The organism is Paenibacillus sp. LjRoot153 (genome assembly GCF_964253085.1).
Classification (GTDB): domain Bacteria; phylum Bacillota; class Bacilli; order Paenibacillales; family NBRC-103111; genus Paenibacillus_E.
The window spans coordinates 5,215,489-5,241,339 of the sequence record NZ_CAXUQH020000001.1 but is presented as its reverse complement, the minus strand read 5'-3'; the positions used below and the strand labels follow the sequence as shown (position 1 = coordinate 5,241,339).

Here is a 25,851-nt window from a genome sequence, read left to right as displayed (position 1 = left end):
ATGCTATGCTGAAACGATCCCCGTATCTATTATTAATTCTCGCAACTTGCATTTGGGGAGGGAACTTTGTCGCAGGTAAGGCACTCGTCTTACATATTCCTCCCGTCACATTGGCAGCAGGTCGATGGAGTATTGCCTTTTTATGTTTACTCCCCTTTTATGGGAAAACGGCTTGGCGGCTTAAACATGAATTTCTAGCGAGTTGGAAAATGGTACTGTTCCTTTCCCTGACAGGTGTAGCGGGATTTAACTCACTAACGTATGTCGCTGTCCAATACACGGGCTCTATCAATGCGTCATTAATGAATTCGGCGACACCTATTTTCGTTGTCCTCATCACCTGGGCTATTATGAGAGAAAGACTTGCTTGGTGGGCGCTGCCCGGAATTGGTGTATCCATCCTAGGTGTGTGCTGGATCATAAGTCAGGGGGAATTGTCTGCACTTCTCCGGTTATCCGTTAATAAAGGGGATTGGTTCATGCTGATTGCCGTCTTATGCTGGGCTTTATATTCCGTGGGCATGAAAAAGATGGCTGGTCGCTTTCCTGCAAGCCCATTTTTACTGGTGCAAGTGACCGTTGCGCTTGTAGTATTGATTCCAATTTCGTCCATGGAGTGGATCATCAAGGCACCTGATGTCTCGTGGAGTCCCGCTTTGGTGAGCGGGTTACTATATGTGGGAATCTTCGCGTCCATAATAGCTTTCCTGAGCTGGAATAAAGCGATAGAGCTTGCGGGTCCGCAGCGTTGTGCAGGATTTCTCAACTTCATACCTTTGTTTAGCGCGATCTTCGCAACCACCTTTACGGGGGAATCGTTACAGCTATATCATCTGTTGGGAGCCTTCTCCATCGTGTTAGGCGTGTATTTGACGAATAGGGCTATGAAGAAGCAAGTTCGCCTCTTATTATCAAAATGAATCAAACTTTATGCGGGAATAGCAGGAAATTGGGTGAATGTCCCAGATTATAAGCATATTTCCGAAAAGATATTACGATTATTGATTGGATTTCTCCTCTGCTTTAGTTCAAAATAGAATTAAGTAGAGGGGGATCGAAATGACAGGAAACATGCTAAGCAAGTTGATCTGCATTTTTTGGACATTCCTACGTATTAGCCCGCTCACTTTTGGTGGTGGCTATGCGATGCTCCCAGCCATTCACCGAGAAGTTGTCATAATGAAGAATTGGATATCAGATGCGGAAATGTCAGAGCTTCTGGCCATCTCCGGTGCTGCTCCAGGTGGGGTTGGTGTCAATGTTTCGGCTTTGGTCGGTTACCGTCTAGCAGGAATTGCTGGAGCCTTTGCTGCCGTCATCGGGATTACGCTTCCGACCTTCCTGATCGTCCTCATGTTAAGTGTGCTGTACGCTTGGCTTGAACATTACCCTAAAATGCAAGCCCTCATGGAGGGGATCCATGCTGCGATTATCGGTCTTATTGCGGCTGCAGCGTACAAAATGGCGAAATCATCGATCTTCGATCGTCTTACTCTTTTTATAGCAGCAGGAACTGTGATTGTCATGCTCGTCGTTCGAGTATCACCGCTCGTGTTGATCGCACTCGGCGTAGTGGTTGGTCTCATGGCAACCTACCTCAAGAACAAATGGGGCAGGAAAAATACTCTTTCTCATACTGAACTACCTGCATCGACAAGCACTGACAACAAGACCGCTGAATGGTATATGGCGGATGGGATTTAAGAGATGAGGTGCTTCGATGCTATTCCAACTATTTCTCACTTTTCTCCAAATAGGACTCGTATCTTTTGGCGGCGGCTATGCCATGATTCCAGTCATCCAGTTTGAAGTTGAGCAGCATCAATGGCTGACATTGGACGAATTTCATCATGTGATTGCATTGGCTGGCACAAGCCCCGGTCCCATTGCTACGAATAGTGCCACATTAATTGGCTATGAGACAGCGGGTATCCCAGGGGCTATCCTGGCGACATTAGGCATGGTACTGCCGTCTTTAGTTGTCATCATCCTCGTGGCGACCTTCTTATTTCGTTGGCACTCCCATCAGTGGTTTAAATCCTCCTTTTACGGAATCAAGCCTGTTGTGACAGGTTTTATCATCTATGCGGCGCTGCATTTTGGCCAATCAACCTTCGGAACCGTACAGACAGGGGTAACGTGGAGACAAGTCGCAACGCTTCTCATTGCAGGCGGCGCTTTTATGGCGATCGTCAAATATAAGCTGCACCCGATTATTGTAATTGTTGGCGCAGGCATCTTGGGAATCGTTTTTTTCTTGTAAAATGGGTACCAATTAGAAACTCCTTTCAACCATTTTGGTGGGAATGGAGTTTTTATTTTGCCTATTTTCATGAAATGAGTGATAAATATTTCTTTTATAGGCAATAAACATCTTTATATTTCGAATATTTGTTATATAATGTACAATATATAACAAATAGAACATACTATATAACGGTATTTCATCGCTTTAGGAGGGAAACATCATCGAACTTACAGCTCGCCAGTTAGAAATAATAGATCTCGTCGGCAAATATGCGCCAATTGCTGGGGAACGCATCGCTGAGCTGCTGGGAGTTAGTCGACCGACCATTCGATCTGATTTAGCGGTCTTAGTGATGTTGAGGCATATCGATGCCAAGCCAAAGGTGGGCTATTTTCTCGGAACAGCAGCACACGACGTCCATACACCAAGCAAGTTGATCGAGTCCGTAAAGGTGAAGGACGTGATGGGCATTCCCGTACTGCTTCGGGAAACGGTAACCGTTAGTGATGCCGTTGTTGCCCTTTTTCTCGAAAATGTGGGGAGTTTGATGATTGTTAATCAGGAGGGTGTTCTAGCTGGCGTTGTTTCACGAAAGGATTTACTAAAGGTTACGTTAGGACATGCAACGGCAACGGCTATGCCAGTCTCGCTAGTGATGACCAGACAACCGAACATTATTACGGTAAAGCCTGAAGATAGCGTGCTGGAAGCAGCTCGGAAGATGATTCATCATGAAGTTGACAGCTTACCCGTCGTTAAAGCAGTCGAAGGCAGGGATGGGCTGGAAGTTGTAGGCCGAATTACGAAAACAACAATGACCAAATTGCTGCTGGATGTAGCGCTAGGTACGTAAATCAGGGGGAATTTACATGGGAGAGAAGCTGCATACCATTTTCGTATGTTCGGATTCGGTAGGAGAAACAGCAAATACGGTTGTTCAAGCAACGATTCGGCAGTTTAATGCAAGTCAGGTTGTCGTTAAGCGACATGGTTCCATTCGAACAGAAGATGAAGTACGTTCGATCGTAGAAGAAGCCTCACGACTGAAGGGATTTATCGCCTACACGCTTGTGTTGCCTGAACTAAGAGAAATGATGCGGCAGGAAGCCATCCGATTGAACGTGAATGCCATCGATATTATGGGTCCTATGATGCAAGCCTTTATTGACACGTTTAAGGATTCGCCCAAACGTAAAGTCGGGCTGCTCTATCAGCTAGATGAACAGTATTATCAACGGGTGGAAGCGGTAGAATTTACAGTCAATAGTGACGATGGCAAGGATCCTAGTGCGATGAAGCAGGCACATATCGTACTGCTGGGACCGTCACGAACTTCCAAGACACCGCTTAGCATATATTTGGCGCACAAAGGTTTTAAGGTGTCTAATTATCCTTTAGTTCCAGAGGTTAAACCGCCTAACATTTTATCCGAGTTAGACCCGAAGAAGTTAGTCGGACTAACGATGAGCGTGGATAAGTTGATTGGCATTCGTACGGAACGATTGAAAGCCGTAGGTCTTCCTTTTGGAGCCAAATATGCCACGAAAGAACGTGTAGAGGAAGAATTAGCTTTTGCCATGAAACTATATCGTGAATTGGGTTGTTCGGTTATAGATGTGAGCGAGAAAGCGATTGAGGAAACAGCTGGCTTAATTTTGGCGGAAAGATCATAACGCATCAGACAACGAATCAAACCAATTTCGAGAGGGTGGATCGCTTATGCACAGAGACTTATCGTTGGAGATTGTACGGGTAACGGAGGCCGCAGCCATTGCATCATCTAGCTGGACAGGGAAAGGGAATAAGCACGATGCGGATGGAGCTGCAACCTCCGCGATGCGTGAATATTTTAGCGCCGTTCCTTTTCGGGGGACCGTTGTCATTGGTGAAGGGGAAATGGATGAAGCGCCTATGCTTTACATTGGTGAAGAGGTAGGCAGTGGTGTTGGACCTGAATTTGATGTGGCCGTTGATCCCTTAGAGGGAACCGATATTGTTGCAAGCGGTAGGAATAATGCGCTATCCGTTGTGGCTATCGCTGAGAAGGGCAATCTCCTCCATGCCCCGGATATGTATATGGCGAAGCTGGCGGTTGGGCCGCGATTGGCTGGTAAGCTTAGTCTCGAAGATCCGCTTGAGGTAACCATTCAGAAAGCGGCAAGCCTACTGCACAAGGAAATCTCAGAACTGACCGTCTCCATCCTAGATCGAAATCGACATGCTGAGCACATCATGATTTTGCGTAGATTAGGGGTCAAAATTTATTTGTTAAGCGACGGCGATGTGGCAGGCGCGATGGCGGTGGCTTTTCCAGAAACAGGCATTGATCTGCATGTAGGTTCAGGGGGAGCTCCCGAAGGTGTCCTTGCAGCAGCAGCTCTGCGTTGTATGGGAGGCGAACTGCAAGGGCGTTTGCTGCCTGAGAATGAAGAAGAACACCTTCGTTGTCTAGCCATGGGGATTTCGGATCCATCGAGAGTGCTAAGTATGCGGGACCTAGTGGGCGATTCCGATATTATTTTCGCAGCAACTGGAGTCACATCAGGCGATTTTTTAAATGGTGTCAAATATGGCTGGGGCGGTCGTGCGCAAACCCATTCGGTTGTGATGAGAGCACAGACGCAGACCGTGCGTTTTATCCAATGTGTTCACCAGTTGCATGAAGAGCAACGCGGGAGCGCCTAATTCTCAAGAACATTTAAACTAAGAATATAATGCTATACATGTGCCAAGTTCCCCTCCGCATATACTTGTGTTGAGAAGATGCGAAAAGAGGGATAACATGAGCTTGTCTTCAATTGATTTTCTTTCCGTCGTCCGCAGTTGTATACCTGAGGAGGCCGAGATTGTCGTGCTGAAGCAGGAGGGAGATCCCGCGGCGATTCTTTACGCCGATGTGGATGGTGATGGTTTTCCAGAAATCACAGCCCTATATAGATATTTAGACCATCAATATTTGTTTTCCTTGAAAGAGTATTCCGGCAATTGGTTTCCTATCGGGTCGGCATCTACAGGAAGGGATCTTGCTGTTAAAGATTTTGCTGCAGCTCCTGTCTCACGCAAAGAAGGCTGGGATGTCCTTATCGGTTGGGAGCGAGCAAATGAACCCCTTGCTGAGCTGGATATTATTCAATGGACGCAGTCAGGTTTTCAGCGTGTAATTCCACCAGGCACGACCTACTCACATTTGGAAATTGAAGATATGCCGACGCGGAATGGGCCAGATGGTCTTTGTGAAATTGCCCTGTGGACGCAGGAACAAGGTCAAGCGTACCGTGTAGAAACGTATCTCTGGGAACCATACCGGCTTGTGCCGACAAGTGATGTGCATGCGTATTATTTCCAAAAAGTTGCTCGCTACTATGAGAATTTAACGCAGGAACAACCGAATGAGCAGCTGTATCGAAGCTATTTGGAGGATGCTCAGAAGCGGGCAGGCGGCAGCTAGGATAGTGAATATAAAGCCAGGGGAAATATTCCTCTGGCTTTTTTGTGTCGTAATTTCTGAGTATAATTGTCCGAATGTTAGACTAAAAATAAGCATTTTCATGTGCTACATTTAAGAAAGTTGTCTATATATCATATATTTGCATGCAAGGAAAAAACCTACTGGAGGTCTTCACATGTCACGTAAGTATCGAATTGGTATTATTGGTTGCGGTGGAATTGCGAATGGTAAGCATTTGCCTAGTTTGAGTAAGCTGTCCAATGTTGAATTAGTCGCATTTTGTGACATCATTCAAGAGAGTGCAGCAACTGCTGCAGCGAAATATGGGATTGAAGGCGCGCTAGTTTGCGAAGATTATAAAGAAGTTCTGCAAGATGCTACGATTGATATCGTGCATGTATTAACACCGAACATTTCACATGCGGAAATTTCAATTGCTGCCCTTGAAGCTGGCAAGCATGTTATGTGTGAGAAACCGATGGCGAAAACAGCTGAAGATGCGAAACGTATGGTTGAAACAGCGAAACGCACTGGCAAAAAGCTGACCATTGGCTATAACAACCGTTTCCGCCCAGATAGTCAGCATTTGAAAAATGTATGTGCTGATGGCGAGCTTGGTCACATTTATTTTGCTAAAGCACATGCCATTCGTCGTCGTGCTGTACCGACATGGGGTGTATTCCTTGATGAAGAGAAACAAGGTGGCGGTCCGTTAATCGATATCGGTACGCATGCCCTAGATCTTACACTTTGGATGATGGACAACTACAAGCCGAAGGTCGTATTAGGTACGTCCTACCATGAATTGTCCCAAACGGAAAACGCTGCTAACGCATGGGGGCCGTGGGATCCAAGTAAATTTACCGTTGAGGATTCCGCTTTCGGGATGATCGTAATGGAGAATGGCGCAACCATTATTCTTGAATCCAGCTGGGCTTTAAACACACTTGAGGTAGACGAAGCGAAATGCTCGTTGAGCGGTACTGAAGGTGGAGCCGATATGAAAGGAGGACTTCGCATCAATGGTGAGAAGCACAGCCGTCTATACACAACTGAGGTTGATTTAAAAGCAGGCGGAGTTGCTTTCTACGATGGCAAAACCGAAAGCGCTGCTGATGTGGAAATGCGCACTTGGATCAATGCGATTGATCAAGATATTGATCCAGTTGTTACGCCTGAGCAGGCTTATGTTGTATCGCAAATTCTTGAAGCCATCTATGAGTCCGCTCGTACGGGCAAAGCTGTTTACTTAAACCAATAGAAATGGTAAAGGAAAACCATGAGGATGATAAGTCCTGATGGTTTTTTCTTTGCTGTTGATTCGGAAGAGATTTGAAAAAAGTCGCTGTGATGGCGTATGCTTATCTTTAGGTTGCCATTATTCTGTTATTGAGGGAAAGGAAGCGAACTATATGCAATTGGGCTTGCAAAATAAGGTGGCATTAATCACAGGTGGTAGCAAAGGGATTGGACTCGCTACCGCAATTTCTTTGTCCCGCGAAGGTGCGAAAGTGGCTATTCTTGCGCGAAATCTAGAGCAGCTTCAGGAAGCTGCGATTCAAATTGGCAATCTAACCGAGGGCGAAGTTCTCACGATTCAAGGGGATGTGACATCAGAAGCCGATTGTCAGCGAGCAATCGAAGAGACGGTCCAGCGTTTTGGCGGATTACATATTCTTGTGAATAATGCAGGGACTTCCGCAGCTGCACCGTTTGAACAAGTTGGTTCGGCCGTGTGGCGCCAAGATTTGGAGTTGAAATTATTTGGGGCTATTCATTGCTCGCAATTTGCGATACCACATATGCGTGAAGCAGGAGGCGGCTCGATCGTGAATATTACGACATCTGCAGCCAAGACACCTCCGGCCTCTTCGCTCCCGACATCGGTTAGCAGAGCCGCTGGTTTGGCATTAACGAATGCGATGAGCAAAGATTTGGGTTCAGCACAGATTCGGGTCAATACCGTATGTATTGGAACAATTCGTAGTGACCAAATCGAAAAGGTTTGGAAAAAAGTTGCGCCTGACCTAACTTGGGAGGAGTTCGCAAGCGATCCGCGACACGATATTCCATTAGGCCGTATTGGTAATGCGGAGGAAGCGGCGAATGTGATTACCTTTTTAGCATCGGATGCGGCTTCCTACGTAACAGGGACCTCTGTGAATATTGATGGTGGAAAAGGTGCAGCCTTATAGAAGTTCAAAAAGAACAAAGCCTATGTCTCTCCGCTAACGGAAAGCCATAGGCTTTGTTCTTCTTCTATGTTTTTTAGGGCATGGTGCTAGGATTAAATTCTACGTTTCTTTCTTAGATACCAGACGATCTCAGAGATAGCGTCCCGGATTGAAGTGTTTTGGTGAAAAGCGAATGTCATTGTCATAAGCAAGAAACCTCCCTAATCCTGAAAGAATGTCATGCATGAATAGTATTACGTAAGAAAATCGACGTTGGTTCTATTTTTTTTTAGTGGGCTAAGCCTATTTTAAGAAATAAATCAGATCAATGATTCACTTCAAGCATCGGCAGTATTTTTGGATCAACGCTCTTGTCCAAAAAGGACGTGAATGTCGTTAATTTTACTTGACAGGTTAAACGTTTCAATTTAATCTAAATATGAGTGTTAAACGTTTAACAAACTCGTGAAGTTGAAGCGGGTAATGAGCAACCAATAACAAGGGATACGGAGTGATTCTATCATGTGGAAACAAGCTATTGAGGATGCTTTGCAGAAGACGAAAGTGAATATTGAGCGTTTTGGGGATCAATTCCCTCATGTTAGTGAGAACGACATTTATCATTTGAATCCGAATACCGATTGGACGGACGGCTTCTGGTCAGGGATATTGTGGCTGAGCTACCAGTATAGCGGAGACAAAGTATTCCAAGAGGCTGCACAGAAAACAGTAGCGAGCTTTAAACAAAGACTTGAGAATCATGTTGGATTGGATCATCATGATATTGGCTTCCTTTATTCCCTTTCTTCGAAAGCACAGTGGATTCTTGAGAAGGATGAGAACGCGAAGCAACTTACCCTGCAAGCTGCTGATGTATTGATGAAGCGTTGGAGACCGAAAGGCCAATACATTCAAGCATGGGGACCAGAAGGTGACGAGCATAATGGCGGGCGGATCATTATCGACTGTCTATTAAACCTACCATTACTTTACTGGGCATATGAACAAACTGGAGATACGAAATATAAAGAAGTAGCGATCATCCATGCGGATTTGTCACGCCGTTACTTGGTGCGCGGTGATGATTCCTCCTATCACACTTTCTACTTCGATCAAGAAACAGGGGAACCGCTGCGCGGTGGAACGCATCAAGGCTATCAAGATGGATCTACGTGGACAAGAGGACAAGCGTGGGGGATTTACGGGTTTGCGCTTTCTTACCACTATACGAAAAATCCGCTCTACTTAGAGACAGCCAAACGTTTAGCGCGTTATTTCTTCGAGCGTTTGCCAGAGGATGACGTTGTATACTGGGATTTCAATGCACCAGTAAATGCGGAAACCAAACGGGATAGTTCTGCTTCTGCGATTGCTTCTGCAGGGGCTCTAGAGATTCTTGAGCACTTGGCAGCAGATGATCCAGATCGAGCGTATTTGGAAAATGGCGTGCAACGTTCGATGGCTGGACTAGTGAAGTCCTACGCTACAATTGGCAAGCCGGATGCACAAGGATTCCTTGAGCGCGGTTCCTACAGTGTTCGCAGCGGCGCTGCACCGGATGATTATGTCATTTGGGGAGACTACTATTATTTAGAGGCTCTGCTTCGTCTAGAAAAAGGATTTAAGGGGTATTGGTATGAGTAATTCACATTCGACCGGAGGAACGGATCGCGCTTATTGGGTTCAAACGATGCTTCGCATCGCGGAGCCTGTTCTCCGGGCGCTCGCAACTAGAGAACTTCGTGCCACAATGCCAGTTGAATGTAAAAAAGAAGAACAGCGCGCGTTTACGCATCTCGAAGCGTTCGGTCGGACGCTCGTCGGGATGGCACCTTGGTTAGAGACACCAGCGGTAGATCCAGAGGAAGAACAGCTTCGATTAGCTTACGGTAAGCTAGCACGAGAGGCAATGGATGCGGCAACGGATCCGGAATCACCGGATTTCTTGAACTTCGCGCAGGGAATGCAGCCGATCGTGGATACCGCTTTCTTAGCGCATGCCATTTTGCGTGCACCGAATACGCTGTGGCATAGCTTGGACGCTCGCGTTCAAAAGAATCTCGCTGCCGCGATGAAAACCTCACGGACTCGCAAGCCAGGCTTTAATAACTGGCTGCTTTTTGCAGCGATGACAGAAACCACGCTTGGTGTCATGGGCGAGGACTGGGATCACATGCGTGTTGATTTCGCGCTGAAGCAGCATGAACAGTGGTATCTAGGCGATGGTATGTACGGTGATGGCGTAGATTATCATGCAGATTATTACAACAGCTTCGTTATTCAGCCGATGATGGTGGATATTATCGAGCATGTGCATGCGTATTATGAGGATTGGGGTAAAATGCGTGAGAATATCCTGAAGCGCGCGCAGCGTTATGCGGCCGTTCAGGAGCGTATGATTTCTCCAGAAGGTACGTTCCCAGCGATCGGGCGTTCGTTGGCTTACCGCTTCGGTGCCTTCCAAGCGCTGGCGCAGACATCTCAGCGGCGCGAGTTGCCTGTTGGCGTTCAACCGGCTCAAGTACGCGGAGCTTTAACAGCTGTCATTCGTAAATTGATTGAAGCACCAGGCACCTTCGATGAAAGTGGTTGGTTGCGAATTGGTCTTTGCGGACACCAACCTGAGCTAGGTGAGCCTTATATCTCTACAGGGAGCTTATACTTGTGCTCTACGGTCTTTCTACCTCTTGGCTTGGTAGCGAATGATGAGTTCTGGCAAGGTGCGGATGTACCATGGACCTCACAGCAGGTTTGGTCAGGTCAGACGGTTGCTATAGATAAAGCTATATATGAATAGGGAAGTGGAGGGCTGTCGCGTTGCGGCAGTCTTTTTTTTCTTTTCACTTTTCACTTGGGATACACGCCTAATTTCGTGTACACTTTAGTCAAGGCATATGCAGTGTATCGCACTTCATTATAGTATCCACAAATACTATGAAGGAAAGATTGTGGATAACTTTTGGCGATTTGTAATTCGAGAACGAGAAGAGAGAAGTGACTTTACATGCATCAAAACTATCAATTAACCGTTGAAGAGGTATTAGCACGCCCATCTTTTCAACATGCGTATATCGCGGCTGGCAAAATGGGTTTAGGTCGGTTGGTCCGCTGGGTTCACATTATCGAAGTGATTCAGTTTGAACAACTGCTGCAAGGTGGCGAGATGATCCTAACCACTGGTGCCGCCTTCAAGAACGATACGAAATCGTTCATGACCTATCTAGAGCAACTAATCCATAGAAACGTAACCTGTCTCTGTATCGAGATGGGACACTATATAAGTTCAGTTCCCCAAGAGTGGATGGATGCGGCCGAAGCTCACGATTTCCCCCTCATTATTTTCCCAGAAGCCGTTCGATTTATTGATATTACACAGGATATTCATGCTCATATTATTAATCAGCATCATAAGGCACTTCAGGATCTGGAGAAAATATCGCGCGAATTCCATCGTATGACCTTGTCTTCCCAAGGTGTTACGCATGTGCTTGCTTTATTGCAAAGCAGCACCAAAGGTCAAGTCATCTATGTGCCAGTCGATGCTCAACCGAAATTCAATCCACCGCTTGGGAAACGGGAGTCAGCGAACTGGCTGGCTTTCCTAGCAAGCCGTAGTATGGAAAGTGGGAATGACGGCACAGGTGCTGGGTTGTATTTTGAAGACATAGAGGGTCATTCTGTTATCGTTCAGCCTGTCGGGGCTATGGGCAAAACCTGGGCACACATCCTGCTCGTGCTTGATCGCAAACCGCAGGAATATGAGTATTTAATTCTAGATTCAGCCTCCCTGTCAATTGCGCAGGATTTGTTGCGGAAACGATACATGGAAGAACGTAAATTGTATTCGCAAACTTTGTGGGTGGATGATCTGCTTCATATGCGTATTCAAGAGGTGGAGCAGATCAAGGAGCTGATTGGTGCCGAATTTAAACGTCTGAACACGCTAACTTATCAGGTCCTCTTGATCGAATTTGAGCAGGAGCAAGAAGAAGGTCTTGCTGCAGAAGATGACGGGATCGAATCTGCGGGTTTGCATTTGTCACTTGCGGCTAGATCGATTTTTGAGGGGCAGTTATTTCATCCCTTAATCACGTTGAAACATAACAGACTTGTTGTTCTCGCCTTCGATAAGGCTCCTAAAAAGCCAGCGAAGGAGCGCTTACAGCATGCGCTTGAGTCGCTTCAAGGGATGAAAGATCACGCGGGGATTCGGTTTAAGATCGGCATTGGACAGCCTAATCAAAGTTTTTTGAACGCGTATCGCAGCTATCAAGAGGCGCTTCAAGCGTTGTCATTAGCCGTCACGCTGCAGCAGAAGAATGTCATGTTTTATGACGAGTTAGGCGTATTTGAACTGTTATTTCATATCGCGGACAAAGGAATTCTGGCGTCATTCGTCCGTTCCTATCTCGGGCCGATAATTGATCACGATAGCCTTAAGGGCAGCGAGCTGCTGCGAACGCTTAAAGTATATCTCGACCATGATGGGTCGAAGCAAATCGCTGCGCAGCAGCTTTTTATCGTGAGACAATCTCTCTATTATCGATTGGACCAAATTGAAGAGTTGCTGGGCGCTGATTATATGCTCCCTGAGAAAAGATTGGCGTTGCAAGTAGGGATCAGGGCGTATCAGCTTCTGCATCCCGAGAAAAAAATGTGAAAAGAACAGTGGTCAATTTTTGACAAAATGTCTAATGGCATATGCCAGATTCTCTCTTATACTTGGAGACAAGTAGAGAGCGATCCTTTTGTTAGGGGGTCCTCAAGAGAGGTTGATGGGGCATGATTATTGGCGTTCCTAAGGAAATTAAAAATAATGAGTTTCGCGTTGGCATGACACCGAGCTCAGTACTTTCATACAAACATGCAGGACATGAAGTACGAATTGAGACATTGGCAGGGGACGGCATTGGCTTCACTGACGAGGATTATGTGGCTGCAGGCGCAACGATCGTTGCAACCCCTGCGGAGGTATGGTCATCGGATATGGTCGTTAAAGTGAAAGAGCCACTGCCTGAGGAGTATGGTTACTTTCATGATGGATTGATATTGTACACGTATCTGCATCTTGCGCCTGAAGCTGAATTGACGCATGCCTTAGTTAGTCAAAATGTAACAGCCATCGCCTATGAAACGATCCAACTCGACAACGGAAGCTTGCCGCTTCTAACGCCGATGAGCGAAGTTGCTGGACGTATGTCCGTGCAAATCGGTGCTCATTTTCTAGAGAAGGCTCATGGCGGTAAAGGTATACTGCTAGGTGGAGTCCCAGGCGTCGAACCAGGTAAAGTAGCAGTGATCGGTGGTGGCATCGTCGGGGCTAACGCAGCAAAAATGGCCATTGGCCTCGGTGCTGATGTGACAATCATTGATTTGAATGCTGACCGGCTGCGTCAATTGGATGATCAATTTCAGGGCCGTTTGAAAACAATGATGTCCAATCCGTATAACATCACAGAAGTCGTACGCCGCTCGGATCTCGTTATTGGCGCAGTCCTCATTCCTGGCGCTCGCGCACCTCGGCTCGTTACCGAGGAGATGGTAAAAGCGATGAGTCCAGGTAGTGTGATCATCGACGTTGCCATTGATCAGGGTGGATCGATCGAGACCATCGATCGCATTACGACCCATGATCAGCCAACCTATGTAAAGCATGGGGTTATCCATTATGCCGTAGCTAATATGCCTGGAGCCGTAGCCCGCACATCGACAGTGGCATTGACGAATGTTACAACCAGCTATGGTCTTCAAATCGCAGGCAAAGGCTTCGCGCGTGCAGCGCTCGATAACCAGGCCATCGCCAAGGGGATTAACGTGGCACAGGGTCATGTCACTTATCGAGCCGTCGCTGAGGCTCATGGCTATACGTACACGGATATTTATACGCTGATTCGATAGAACAAGATTGGGGTGCCTCCGCAGGATTGCGGAGGTTCTTTTTTGTTGGGCAGGTGAAGCGTACGGTACGGTACCGTATCGTCAAATTGGGGTTGATGATGGAAGAGACGACAAGCTGTCCTGGTGTACGAGATGGTGGGATGCTTTAAACTAGCCTTGTACGTCTGCGGATTGATATAGATGGATTTTGTACAGTTAATTCTTGGTAAATTCCGTTGAAATACCAATTAGATGGATTTCCTGTAGTTAATATCAGGAGAGTTGGCCGAATTGAGGAAAAGTGGGACATTTAACTACATTTTTTACATCTAAATTGATTTTTTGGGGGAATTTCATCAAAATAATTGTACAATTTCCAGTTAATCCGATTCCACAAGCTCAGGAGTTCCTGTCACCTGTGTAAGCAACCCAACCCAACCCAACCCAACCCAACCCAACCCAACCCAATCCAACCCAATCATTCCCCACTTGTAATCCCCCATCCCACAAATTCGCATTGACGCTACATTTATTAACATATAAAATTGGTGAAGTGAAACGTTTCAATTGGAGAATTTGCCTTTAAATTTGATACTAAAACAAATGAGCTTCACATGTGCTTCAATAGGAGATGACAAATTGACTACGATACAGCAACGCCAAGACGAAATTATTGCGAACATTGCCCATGCAGCCTATAAACAGCCTGTTCTGAGCAATGGTTTTCTTTTCGAAGGGGATGTGCGTGACAATTTCTATTACGCATCGTATCTTTTCGCTGCTTCTGTGGATCCAGCCATCGCATTTGAAGGCGATCGCAAAGAGGCGAAGGATAAAGCAGAAGGTGTTTTCCTTCACTTACTTGCTATCCAAGATCAAGATCCAACTAGCGCTACCTACGGTCATTGGCCTCTTAATTTAAGACCAACGCCGCAAGAGGCGTCCAAGAATACATTGCCAGTCGAGCTCATGGGGAGCTTGATGGTTTATTTTGCTCAGCGATACCAGGAGCAGTTGAGTGAAGCCCTCCGCGTGGCTTTTGATAAAACGCTTCGACATATTTACGACAGCAACTTTTATCGGAAACCGCTAACAAGTTATGGGCATCACGAAGCGAAATATACAGCTGCGAAGCTGATTTTCGGACAACGCTTTGAAGATGCGGCTTTAGTCCAAGATGGCTACGAAAGTCTGCAATTGACACTTAAACGAGTCACTGCCAATGGGATGACGGAATACGGTGGACTGCCATGGTTCTGGCATTGGGTGCAAGCTTTCACCTGTACGTGGCAGTTGATTCAAGATACAGAAATTCGAAGCGAGCTAGCTCGCATGCTGGACTATTTATGGAGCGAACGTGCGACGTTCTACCTGGGTGGCGCCTGGGCAGGTCCACACGCGCGGATTTGGCCGCATGACATGCCTAAGGATACGAATGTGCTGCATGATTATGTGCAATACGGGGACTTCAAGCTGCCGGCTCACATGCCAAGAACCGAATATGCGGGATTTCTTGCGTATGAAGCGCCAGCACAAAGCATTCAAACTGCCTTGCATCGGTCATCAGTACCCGTCGAAATTAAACGACAAATTCCTAAACAAATTGGTCAAGCTCAGCACGAAAATGATCATCTACACAGTTATGTTTACTTCACAGAAAGCTTTGCAATGGGCGGCATGTGGGAACGAATTCGGGAGTTCGATAACGAACAACATCGCTGGGACATTGCGTTCCCGCTAGATCACGTACAAGGTGTGAATCATGCCTACTTTTTCCATCCGGAACTAGAGCAGCCAGAAGGAGATTTGCGCCATCAGAGCGAATACACAGAAGTGCTTTTTCATAAGCATGTAATTATGGCTTCCTATGCCATACCAGATGAACAGCCTGGCTACATCAAAGGGTGCTTGCCGCTAGGTGAATGGATGGAGTCGCCAAATGGACTTTTTGGACGGGTAGGTAACGCTTTAATGGCTGTATACATCCAGCAACCGTATCATCGTGAGGTTCTGGAGGATCGTTGTTTTGTAACTAGTCGTGGTAGAACGAATGCAGTCGTCGTCGAATGCGTTGATCAAGCAACTGCAAAGTCACTAGGCATTAGCGACGTTCACCATTTTGCAGAAATGATGAAAGACAAGCAACCTACATACGGTGCAAATAACACGATTACATATACTTCCTTGTCTAATCAAACGTTGTTGTTAAGCGGCGATCCAACGAAGGAAATCCGTAAACTTATTGATGGTGAAGTCATAGATTTTACTTCCTATACGGTCGCTTAAATTCATAGAAATGAGGATGGACACATGCCAGCAATCGATTATCCATTAGAAAAGCTTCAAACGTACGAAGGACGAAATCCAAGACCCGAAGATTTTGATACGTACTGGGAGCGTGCAATCGCTGAAATGAAGGCGGTAGATCCCCAAATCGAGCTTCGCCCAAGTGAATTTCAAGTACCGTATGCGGACTGCTTTGATCTGTATTTCACAGGTGTTAAGGGTGCTCGCATTTACGCGAAATATATTCGTCCGAAGAACGTAACCGAACCGCATCCAGCGATTGTTCAGTTCCATGGGTACTCCGGTAATTCTGGTGATTGGAACGATAAGCTTTCTTATGCAGCGCTTGGCTATTCCTTCTTCTCTATGGATTGTCGTGGTCAAGGTGGATTCTCTGAGGATGTTGGCGGAACCAAAGGGACGACCCTAAGAGGACACATCGTACGTGGATTGGACGATCACCCGGATCAGCTCTTATTCCGTGATATTTTCTTAGATACCGCACAACTTGCTGGGATTGCGATGAGTATGCCAGAAGTTGACCCTGCACGTGTAGGTGCAATGGGAGGTTCGCAAGGTGGTGCTTTAACGATTGCATGTGCAGCACTTGAACCACGCATTAAGAAATTAGCACCCGTCTATCCTTTCCTAAGTGACTATAAGCGTGTATGGGAGATGGATTTGGCGAAGGATGCCTACCAAGAGTTGAAGGACTTCTTCCGTCGTCATGACCCACAGCACAAACGTGAGGAAGAATATTTCACGAAATTGGGCTACATTGATATTCAAAACCTAGCTAATCGTATTCAAGGTGATGTGATGATGGCCGTAGGTCTCATGGACACAGTATGCCCGCCGTCTACCCAATTTGCTGCTTACAATAAAATTACTGCGAACAAAAAATTAGAAATCTTCCCGGATTTCGGTCATGAAGGACTACCAGGTTTCAGTGATTTGACTTTCCAATTTATGTTGGATCTTTAACAAATTAAAAACCACTCTCATTCAATTGATGCGAGTGGTTTTTTGCGCTCAGCCTGCTGCTGACGATATTGTCTCGGTGTGACACCGATCATTTTCTTGAAAAGCTGATTAAAGAATTTCATATCTTGATACCCAACAAGTGCAGCGATATCGCTGATTTTATCGGAGGACTCGCGTAAATACTGACAACACGCTTCCAACCGTGCATGCTGCACATACGTTGTGAAGCTCATGCCTGTGAGCTTTTTCAATTGTCGTTGGAGCTGGCGTTCACTCAAGGAAAGCTGTGCAGCCGCCTCGACAAGCGTGATCGGACTGCTGCAATTCATACGAATATAAGCTAACAAGTTTTCTATACTTTTCTTACTAGTGTGAGGAACCAAAGAATCCGGATCAAACTTCGCGCGATGCATATAGACGAACAATTGCTCAACACAGGCTTGCATGACAGTAATAAATCCAGTGCGCCTAGCCTTATATTCGAAATGTAATCGCTCAAAGAGAGGTTGGAATTCTCCATTTTGTTCATGAAATGAAAGGAATTCTACACCGCCTTTAGAATCGACTGCTTTTTGAAAAAAAAGTGGAATTTCTTGCTCTCCCATTGTCGCTGCATGCTGTAGTAACTGGTCCATCCATGCCTGTGTAAAAATACAGTTATACACGATGAGCGGGTTACTCTGATTCGTTGATGCAGGACGAAACACATGGGATATGCCAACAGGCAGGTAGAAGAGGTCCCCTTTGGTAACTTGCATGCTTACATTTTCAATATAATGGGAACCTCTGCCTTCCGCCACATAGCTGATTTCAATGAAATCATGTGTATGCTGCTGCAAATCGAAGGATTCATGAACGCGATTCACATATAGAGGCAGTTCCGGAACGAAATATAAGCGGCCAGTCGTTTCCATTATGCTGCGCTTCATCGTCATACTATTTCACTTTGAAATGAACAACAGCGCTATACAGCATTTTACCGGCATTCGGGTCGAATACGATGTTATGCTGGATGGCATATACATCGAGCATCAGCGCCTTGTTATTGTCGATTTGATCATTAATTTTCTTTTCCAGTGTTTTTAAATCATAAGCTTGAAAAAACTCAATTTTATTTTCGATACGATCTAAAATAAAGTCCATGATCCTGCGCCTCCTTTGGTTCTATGTAAATTTATGACGACTTCTCTTATTATAACGTCAATATCTGATATAGGAAGTAGATCTGAATAGGCGTATACTGGGAAATGCATGGATCGGACGTTTTTAATACATAGGGAAAGACTTACAAGCGAGTCAAAATTGTAATGGGAAGTGATGTCGTTTTGAAGCCTACACGGTTATTGGTTGATTTCTTGCTAAAGAATTGGCCGGTGTATGTCATTGCCGCACTCTTGATTTCGGTAGGAAATATTATTCACTCGTACTATCCCAAACTGCTAGGCATGTTTACGGACCAGCTCCAGAAGGGTGGACTCAGTAAAAGTTTAATTGCAAAGTACAGCGTGCAGCTACTCGTAATTGGTGTGGCCTTTGGTGTATTGTGCGCGATTGGACAGTACATGATTATGCGAAGCGGTCGGCGCTTCGAGTTCGAAACGAGAAATCGGTTATTTGATCATTTTACTAGGCTTGGAGCAACTTTTTATTCTCAAAATGGTGTCGGTAAGCTACTGAGTTATGTAATGAATGATGTGACAGTAATTCGAGAGTCCATCTCTTTGGGTATCAACCAGATTGTGAACTCAGTCATATTAATTGCAGCTGCGATTGTTTCGATGCTATTTAGCTCCATTCCGCTCTATGTCATTCTGATCTGTATCGTGCCCTTATTACTCATTCCTGTGTTATCCGCTAAGTTTCAGCCAGTCATCAAACAGCGTTCATTACAAGTTCAGGAAGCATTAGGAACGATGACGGAGTCAGCCGAAGAGCAATTTGGAGGCATCCGTGTTGCAAAGAAATTCGCGGTAGAACCGATCATGATTGGCCGATTTAGTGAGACGGTCGATCGGATTCGTGACAATCAGCTTCGGTTAGTACGGCTTTCCTCGTTATTTGAAGCGTTAATTCCGTTTCTGGGTGCGGTATCGCTCATTATTGCGATTGCCTTCGGGGGCTATTTGACGATTCATGGGCGTATTACGATTGGGCATTTCGTTGAATTAACGTTGTATATTCGAATGATGGTGAATCCACTACAGCAAATTGGCCGTGTAATTAATGCCTTACAGCGCTCACGAGCTTCCTTAGAACGAGTCAATGAGCTGTTGGCGAAGGAATCAGAAATTAAACAAAATGAGCTTGCTCAGCCTACGCATCTTGATCAGGAAGAGATTCGCATTGAGCATCTGTCATTTGCTTATCCGGATGATGAGGATGAAGTGCTCCATGATATTTCACTGACCATTGAACCCGGGAAATCGATCGGAATCATTGGCAAAACAGGAAGCGGGAAGTCCACGTTGATGAAAATCATGCTGCGTATCTACGATCCGCCGGAAGGCACGGTATGGATCGGAGATAGCGATATCCGTGATGTGACACTTGAAAGTCTGCGAAATCAAATCGCTTACGTGCCGCAAGAGGGCTTTTTGTTCAGTACATCAATTCGGGATAATATTGCCTTCTTCAAAAGGGAATCCTCTATAGAACAAGTGGAACGTGCTGCCAATAAAGCACAAATTTTGTCCAGCATCGTGTCATTTCCAGAAAAGTTTGAGACGAAGCTAGGTGAACGCGGGGTAACCTTGTCGGGTGGTCAGCGTCAGCGAACGAGCTTAGCAAGAGGAATTATTAAAGATTCACCCTTGATGATTCTAGATGACAGCGTCAGCGCGGTAGATTCGGTAACTGAAAAGCATATTATTGATGCGATTAGGAAAGAACGATCGAATAAGACGACGATCTGGATTGCACATCGGATCTCTGCTCTTAAGCACACCGATGAAATCATCGTGCTGCATGAAGGAAGAATTGTTCAGCGAGGCACACATCATCAACTGCTTGCACAAGATGGCTTGTATGCGGAGCTGTATGCCATTCAAGAAGGAGGTAACGACGATGTTCAAGCGGAATAAACTTCCACAAGACAATAGTCAATCGAAAGCTTCCTTTCGTTCGTTAGCTGTTTACGCCAAACCGCACAAGCTCACATTTGCAGCTGTTGTCATTTGTGCCTTGTTAGGAATCGCGGCTGATTTATTTCAGCCCTATTTGGTCAAAATTGCGATAGACGATAATCTCATGATCGGCAAAAATGATTTCAGCGCACTGATCATGATCTGCTTGCTGTACGGGGTATTATCCATCTCTAGCATGTTTTTCAGTTACTTACAAAATAATCTGCTGCAATTCGCCGGTCAAAGCATTGTAGCTAAAATTCGGAAGGATTTATTTCAACATATTTTCAGGCAATCGATGTCCTACTATGATAAAACGCCGAGCGGAAGCCTGATCACGCATGTGTCTAGCGATACGGAAACCTTGAATCAGTTTTTCACTCAAGTGCTCCTAAGTTTAGTTCGTGACAGCATGACATTGATTTTCATTATCGTGCTCATGTATCATTTGGATCCGATGCTAACCTTGTATAGTATGATCGTCATTCCCATCATCGTTCTCATCGCGGTGGGTTTCCGTCAATATATGCGCAAAACGTATCAGCTATCACGATCCAAGTTATCCCAAATGGTAGCGTTCACAGCTGAAAACTTATCAGGTATGCACCTTATTCAAGCTTTCCATCAAGAGAAGGAGCAGATGAGTCGCTTTACGGATAAGAACACAGGTTATTTCCGAGCAAACCTAAGAGAGATCCGAACAAGTGTGTTATTTAACCGTTCTTTTGACATTTTGGGGAACTTATCGATAGCATTTATTACATGGGTTGGCGGTATTGCCGTCTTCGATAAAGCGATTGAATTTGGCGTACTTTACGCATTCATTACGTATATTAGACAGTTTTTTCAGCCTATCAATAACATCACGCAGCAATGGAATACACTGCAATCCACACAAGTATCCATGAGTCGGATTTGGAACATTTTCTCGGCGCAACCGGAAGTAAGAGACAAAGAGGCATCCGAATTGATTCCGCTGGTCAATGTCAAGGGTGACATTCAGTTCGATCATGTCCACTTCGGGTATCAGAAGGACACTGCCGTCATTGAAGATTTGGACTTACATATCGCTCCAGGCGAAATGATTGGGGTTGTAGGTACTACAGGTGCGGGCAAAAGCTCCTTGATCAGCCTGCTCTGCCGCTTCTATGATGTGCAGGGAGGCGCCATCCGAATAGATGGCATTGATATTAGGGACATCTCACAGACGGATCTCCATCGAACGATTGGCTTGGTCCAGCAAGAGCCTTATTTATATGCGGGCAGCATTTTTGAAAATGTTAGGATGTTCGATCCCGCGATTTCACGAGAGACCGTCATTGAAGCATGTAAATTGGTCGGTGCGGATACGCTCATTTCACGGATGAAAGACGGGTATGACTCACGTATTTCAGAGAGAGGCAGCGGGTTATCGGCAGGTGAACGGCAATTGATATCTTTTGCGCGGATCATCGTATTCCAGCCCAAAGTTCTCATCTTAGATGAGGCTACAGCTAATTTGGATTCACAAACCGAACAGCTCATTCAAACAGCCTTGAACATTGTTGCAGAAGGAAGAACGTCCATCGTGATCGCACATCGGATATCAACAATTATGCATGCTGACCGTATTATCGTCATGAGTCATGGGGAAATTGTTGAAGAAGGCACACACAACGCGTTGCTTGCACGTCAAGGCATCTATGAACAACTGGTGCATCATTCACAAGGAAGTCATGCCCAAGAGAATGAAGCTGACGGTCGTATTTCTTCTATAGGCTAATGATCAGGTACTAGGAATAGATAGTACTTCTCAAATCGGGGATCTCCTGTAGAATTAGAAGCATAGTAAGAGAGGAGATGAGCAGCATGAAATCCAACAAAATCATGGTCCAACTTGGTTATGTATTGGGGGCTAGTGCTCTTTTAACTGCTATTGGTTACTTCTTTGCTTCAAACTGGGAGAAGTTGAACCGATTTGAGAAATTTATTCCTATATTTGTACTTATATTAGGGTTTTACGGGTTATCCGTTTGGCTTTCCCGCCAGGTTGGAAGAGAGTTTTTAAGTAAGCTAAGCTTGTTTGCCAGTTGTATTTCTTTCGGAGTTGGGGTTGGGTTGATTGGTCAAACCTACAACTCGCATGCAGACAGTTACAGCTTGTTTCTCGTATGGTTTCTGCCAGCTGTTCTGTATGCGCTCCTAACAAGGTGGCAGCCCTACTATGTACTGAGCTATATTCTTGGCCATCTTGCTTATGGATTGTTCTTCTTTCCCAAATGGGGCAGTTATTCCGAAGCCGAGGGAGCTACAATCGCGATCTGGTTAGGTCTTGCGATCGTGAATGGTACCTTGTTCGTACTGTTTGAGAAGGGCCGAGTTCATGCCCCATTCCTCAAATGGGTGACCTTTCAAGCGACAATTTGTATATTCATTATCATGTCAGTGTCCCATACGTTTGAGAATTATGGCATTTGGATGAACCTCCCGCTCATTGCGGTGTTGGCAGTAGCTATCCTGTATGCGCATCGGACACAGAGTAAAGTCTATCTGCTGTTCGCAGGGCTTTGGATTTCAGCCGCGATCACAACGAAGTATGTTGAATTGATTATTGAGTACCATAATGAACTCTTCTTTATTGTGAGCTTGTTGTTCGTGATCGTGTTTATCGGTGCGAATGTGATGTTTATGAACTATGTGCGGGCGTGGAAGCCATCTTCTGAGAATAGTGAAGCGGGAACAGATGTGGAAACAACGACGGAAACCAAAGGCGACGGGGACTTCACTAAGTGGATCGTACGTGTACTTACGATTTCCGTGATTATCATCGGTTCACTGTTAGGAAGTTTCACGCTGATTGGGCTCGTGACTGTCGTGCTAGGGTTTGATGAGCCTGCTCATATTTTAATCGGATATGGCTTTCTAGCTGTGATTGGGATGTTAGTGGCGCGAAAATTCAATGTATTAGCTCGCTTTACCATTTTGATTAGCGGACTCATGTTGGGTACTGGCGCAGCAGTCGGTACAGAACAATCGTTGATGCTGCTCATTTATCTAGCCTTAACACTTGTGGCTTTTGTATTTTTACAGGGATTGATTACACGGATCCTCTTCTTCCTAGCTTCAATGATTATCTTGGCATTTGTCTTATTTGATTGGATCAATAGTGGCGTTGCCGTGCTAAGTATTCTTGCGGGTTTGCTCTTCCTGCTTTTCGCTGGTGGTCAGGTGATTCGTGCATCAGCATTCAGAGAGCCCGTCCTTTATAGCAGCTTTCCAGCCTTCTTGCTTTCACTGTTTGCTTTAACCTTTATAACGGAGTCAGGGTGGTACTATGCCACGAACGTGCTGTTCTTCGTACTCGTTCTAGCGGCAATTCTGATAAGCCGACAGCTTCAAGTCAAATGGCTGTTTACATGGTCAATGGGTTTCTGGATCGCGTTTCTCGTGTACAAATATTACGATTTGGCTTGGAAGCTCCTGCATAAATCCATCAGCTTTGCGTTAATCGGTATTCTGATTATAGGGATCACGGTGTGGATAGAGAAAAAGCAAGGGCTCGAACCAGACGATTTTTCGCAAACCCAACTTGGGCTTGGATCGAATCGTTGGATCATCGCTGTATTAGTCTTACTTCAAGTTGCGGCTATGTCTTTGCAGATTGGCAAGAGCGAGTATCTCCTCAGTCATGGGAAGCTGATCAAGTTGCAGCTGCAGCCGTTAGACCCGCGTTCCTTGATTCAAGGGGACTATGTTCGTCTACGCTACACCATTTCAGAGCCTCCAATCTATCAAGACAACTTAGAAGAACGGACTTCCAAAGGGAAAATAGCCGTTGTTCTAGGTCCAAGCGGAGCTTCAACTGTATATGAGTTCCGCAGGGAGTACAAGGTTGGAGAACAACTTGCAGCTGATGAAGTCCGCTTGAATGGTGAAAGAGAGGGCTATGAAGGAATTAAGTATGGGATCGAGAATTTCTTTATCCCAGAAGGCACCGGGCGAACGTATGAACAGAATGCCAAGTTTGCTGAGGTCAAAGTATCCGCAAGTGGGGATGCGATATTAGTACGATTAACAGAGAAATAAGTCCGTATTTTTAGACAAGAAAGAATGAGGTAACGAACATCATGTGGCTGTTATTTTCCGTCCTCGCGGCACTATGCTTTGGGCTGCGAGGAATTTTATATCATTGGTCGAGTCAGCAATCGCTGAATCGAAATGTACTGCTCTGTGGCACCTTTGCGATGGGGGCGGTCGTGAGTTTAGCATGCGCCCTAATGTGGCAGTCGAAGTGGGAAGTATCAGCGCTTATCGGGATTCAAATGGGCTTGTTCTCCTTCGGAGCCAATGCCAGCATGTTCAAAGGATTCGCAGTAGGCAAGGCTTCCTTAGTTGCCATTTTGACAGGATTACCATCGGTTGTGGTTGTACTATTTGCATATGTCCTGTGGGGTGAACGGCTGAACTTGCTTCAGCTGTTTGCTTTTGTTGTTATTGTCATTGGCATTTTATTCGTCAGGTATTCCAATGATATTACATTGAAAAATTTGCAAGGTGCGGGTTGGGGTGTGATCGCGCTCCTCTTATTTGCGGCCAATGACTTGTCCAGTAAATGGACAACCCTTGTTCATGCTTCGTTATTTCCGACCTTGTTCTTTATGTTTGCAACAGGCACGATCTGCTTCGCTATCTGGTGGGGGAAAGATAAGAACAAGGGTGCTGCACAGCAAGAAGCGCAAAGTACTTGGACAGAACGCAAGACGTTCGTATTTGGTATGGGTGTTGGCATTACGAATGTCATGGGAATGATTCTTATCATTCATGGATTTGCAAATGGAATAACTGGATTGGTTTCGGCGGTTGTCGCTCTGAATGTTCTGATCGTACTGTTGTATACGCGATTTGTTTTGAAGGACAAATTCTCGAAATTGGAACAATCTGGCCTTGCAATTGCGATGGCTGGCATTCTAATGATGAAGCTAGTTGCCTCTTGAAATTACATTTTGTCATGTAAATTACAACATATACTTTCTGATCTGACGTAAATGCGTTACAATAGGAATATTCGTGCCATTAAGAATGATTCAGGAGGCTATAACGACAATGACAGACAAAGATATCGAAACACAAGCAACTGAAGAGATTGAACATGATCCAGAGCGTGATCAGGCCCAAGTCATTATTACATGGTTCCAACATATCCAAGAAGTTGTGAAAGAACAATTCCCTGAGTATGAAGTCGATGGGCAAATTGGCAATAACCCAACCTACGGTCCGATGTTTGCTTTTACACTCAAAAAAGACGAGAAGTCCACAGCATGCGGATTTTTCTTGAATGAAATTATGCGTAATTTCCAAACGAATCCAAATGCAGGACTGTGGATGTCCTCATTCTTCGTTGATTTGCTGAGAAGCGAAGAGAGTCACCTGCTTCCGAATCCGCCTCAATCCGAAGATGAAGCTAAAGAACTGTTGGACAAGCATATTGTTCCTTATTGTGCGGCAGCCGTTCGTGAAGAGTTCCCTGAACAGAAGATCTACGTAGATCTTGAGCTTCATGAGGAGCATGGCCCGGTACTTGAAGCTGGATTTGTTGCTGTCGAAGAAGGCAATAATACGTGTGCACTTCCGCTCCAATACTTAATGACGTTATATTTATTGAATCGTGACCCAGCAGAACCGTTGATTCAAGCCATGTACCGTTTGTATGAGGAAAATAATTTAGGTCAATAA

At 45.4% G+C, this 25,851-nt stretch carries 22 protein-coding genes; 20 read left to right on the top strand and 2 right to left on the bottom strand.

Annotated elements, in window-relative coordinates:
• Nucleotides 1-5: 5 nt before the first annotated feature.
• The 15 genes from ACSQ8P_RS22930 to ACSQ8P_RS22860 all read left to right on the top strand — a co-directional run bounded on the left by ACSQ8P_RS22930 (nucleotide 6) and on the right by ACSQ8P_RS22860 (nucleotide 17,017).
• Nucleotides 6-920, top strand: a complete 915-nt coding sequence (locus tag ACSQ8P_RS22930) for a DMT family transporter (RefSeq protein WP_436237289.1) — start codon at nucleotides 6-8, stop codon at nucleotides 918-920.
• 139 nt (nucleotides 921-1,059) lie between these two features.
• Nucleotides 1,060-1,704, top strand: coding sequence for a chromate transporter (locus tag ACSQ8P_RS22925; protein ID WP_436237288.1), 645 nt, complete (start codon nucleotides 1,060-1,062; stop codon nucleotides 1,702-1,704).
• Between the two features lie 16 nt (nucleotides 1,705-1,720).
• Nucleotides 1,721-2,263, top strand: a complete 543-nt coding sequence (locus ACSQ8P_RS22920) for a chromate transporter (protein WP_436237287.1) — start codon at nucleotides 1,721-1,723, stop codon at nucleotides 2,261-2,263.
• A gap of 202 nt (nucleotides 2,264-2,465) precedes the next feature.
• Nucleotides 2,466-3,101: a helix-turn-helix transcriptional regulator gene (locus ACSQ8P_RS22915; RefSeq protein WP_436239584.1), complete on the top strand. Its 636-nt coding sequence runs from the start codon at nucleotides 2,466-2,468 to the stop codon at nucleotides 3,099-3,101.
• A 16-nt stretch (nucleotides 3,102-3,117) separates the two neighbouring features.
• On the top strand, nucleotides 3,118-3,921 hold the full coding sequence (locus ACSQ8P_RS22910) for a pyruvate, water dikinase regulatory protein (protein WP_436237286.1): 804 nt from the start codon (nucleotides 3,118-3,120) through the stop codon (nucleotides 3,919-3,921).
• A gap of 46 nt (nucleotides 3,922-3,967) precedes the next feature.
• Nucleotides 3,968-4,933 (top strand): class II fructose-bisphosphatase, encoded by a 966-nt coding sequence (gene glpX / locus ACSQ8P_RS22905; RefSeq protein ID WP_436237285.1) that lies wholly within the window; start codon nucleotides 3,968-3,970, stop codon nucleotides 4,931-4,933.
• A gap of 97 nt (nucleotides 4,934-5,030) precedes the next feature.
• Entirely contained in the window at nucleotides 5,031-5,696 is a 666-nt protein-coding gene (locus tag ACSQ8P_RS22900) for a hypothetical protein (protein WP_436237284.1), read from the top strand.
• 175 nt (nucleotides 5,697-5,871) lie between these two features.
• Nucleotides 5,872-6,957: a Gfo/Idh/MocA family protein gene (locus ACSQ8P_RS22895; RefSeq protein ID WP_436237283.1), complete on the top strand. Its 1,086-nt coding sequence runs from the start codon at nucleotides 5,872-5,874 to the stop codon at nucleotides 6,955-6,957.
• A 151-nt stretch (nucleotides 6,958-7,108) separates the two neighbouring features.
• A complete protein-coding gene (locus ACSQ8P_RS22890; protein WP_436237282.1) occupies nucleotides 7,109-7,891 on the top strand; it encodes an SDR family NAD(P)-dependent oxidoreductase in 783 nt (260 codons plus the stop codon).
• A 501-nt stretch (nucleotides 7,892-8,392) separates the two neighbouring features.
• The gene (locus tag ACSQ8P_RS22885; protein WP_436237281.1) at nucleotides 8,393-9,514 is read left to right on the top strand and encodes a glycoside hydrolase family 88 protein; all 1,122 of its coding nucleotides are present in this window, start codon (nucleotides 8,393-8,395) and stop codon (nucleotides 9,512-9,514) included.
• Entirely contained in the window at nucleotides 9,507-10,667 is a 1,161-nt protein-coding gene (locus ACSQ8P_RS22880) for a DUF2264 domain-containing protein (RefSeq protein ID WP_436237280.1), read from the top strand. The genes ACSQ8P_RS22885 and ACSQ8P_RS22880 overlap by 8 nt, the downstream gene beginning before the upstream one ends.
• 207 nt (nucleotides 10,668-10,874) lie before the next feature.
• Nucleotides 10,875-12,530 carry a PucR family transcriptional regulator gene (locus ACSQ8P_RS22875; RefSeq protein ID WP_436237279.1) on the top strand — a complete coding sequence of 552 codons (1,656 nt, stop codon included), beginning with the start codon at nucleotides 10,875-10,877 and terminating at the stop codon, nucleotides 12,528-12,530.
• A gap of 122 nt (nucleotides 12,531-12,652) precedes the next feature.
• A complete protein-coding gene (gene ald, locus ACSQ8P_RS22870) occupies nucleotides 12,653-13,768 on the top strand; it encodes an alanine dehydrogenase (protein WP_436237278.1) in 1,116 nt (371 codons plus the stop codon).
• Between the two features lie 618 nt (nucleotides 13,769-14,386).
• Entirely contained in the window at nucleotides 14,387-16,033 is a 1,647-nt protein-coding gene (locus ACSQ8P_RS22865) for a hypothetical protein (protein ID WP_436237277.1), read from the top strand.
• Nucleotides 16,034-16,057: 24 nt separating this feature from the next.
• A complete protein-coding gene (locus ACSQ8P_RS22860; protein ID WP_436237276.1) occupies nucleotides 16,058-17,017 on the top strand; it encodes an acetylxylan esterase in 960 nt (319 codons plus the stop codon).
• A 17-nt stretch (nucleotides 17,018-17,034) separates the two neighbouring features.
• On the opposite strand, the gene ACSQ8P_RS22855 is transcribed toward ACSQ8P_RS22860, so the two are convergent.
• Both ACSQ8P_RS22855 and ACSQ8P_RS22850 read right to left on the bottom strand, forming a co-directional pair.
• On the bottom strand, nucleotides 17,035-17,946 hold the full coding sequence (locus tag ACSQ8P_RS22855) for a helix-turn-helix domain-containing protein (protein ID WP_436237275.1): 912 nt from the start codon (nucleotides 17,944-17,946) through the stop codon (nucleotides 17,035-17,037).
• Nucleotides 17,947-17,953: 7 nt separating this feature from the next.
• The gene (locus ACSQ8P_RS22850) at nucleotides 17,954-18,160 is read right to left on the bottom strand and encodes a YrzA family protein (protein WP_436237274.1); all 207 of its coding nucleotides are present in this window, start codon (nucleotides 18,158-18,160) and stop codon (nucleotides 17,954-17,956) included.
• Between the two features lie 164 nt (nucleotides 18,161-18,324).
• Here ACSQ8P_RS22850 and ACSQ8P_RS22845 point away from each other — a divergent pair, with 164 nt between their 5' ends.
• The 5 genes from ACSQ8P_RS22845 (at nucleotide 18,325) to ACSQ8P_RS22825 (ending at nucleotide 25,851) form a co-directional block, all read left to right on the top strand.
• Nucleotides 18,325-20,097, top strand: a complete 1,773-nt coding sequence (locus ACSQ8P_RS22845) for an ABC transporter ATP-binding protein (RefSeq protein ID WP_436237273.1) — start codon at nucleotides 18,325-18,327, stop codon at nucleotides 20,095-20,097.
• Nucleotides 20,081-21,901, top strand: a complete 1,821-nt coding sequence (locus ACSQ8P_RS22840) for an ABC transporter ATP-binding protein (protein WP_436237272.1) — start codon at nucleotides 20,081-20,083, stop codon at nucleotides 21,899-21,901. Before ACSQ8P_RS22845 ends, ACSQ8P_RS22840 begins: the two co-directional genes overlap by 17 nt.
• An 86-nt stretch (nucleotides 21,902-21,987) precedes the next feature.
• Nucleotides 21,988-24,204 carry a GDYXXLXY domain-containing protein gene (locus tag ACSQ8P_RS22835; RefSeq protein WP_436237271.1) on the top strand — a complete coding sequence of 739 codons (2,217 nt, stop codon included), beginning with the start codon at nucleotides 21,988-21,990 and terminating at the stop codon, nucleotides 24,202-24,204.
• Between the two features lie 41 nt (nucleotides 24,205-24,245).
• The gene (locus ACSQ8P_RS22830) at nucleotides 24,246-25,112 is read left to right on the top strand and encodes an EamA family transporter (RefSeq protein ID WP_436237270.1); all 867 of its coding nucleotides are present in this window, start codon (nucleotides 24,246-24,248) and stop codon (nucleotides 25,110-25,112) included.
• Between the two features lie 109 nt (nucleotides 25,113-25,221).
• The gene (locus ACSQ8P_RS22825) at nucleotides 25,222-25,851 is read left to right on the top strand and encodes a hypothetical protein (protein WP_436237269.1); all 630 of its coding nucleotides are present in this window, start codon (nucleotides 25,222-25,224) and stop codon (nucleotides 25,849-25,851) included.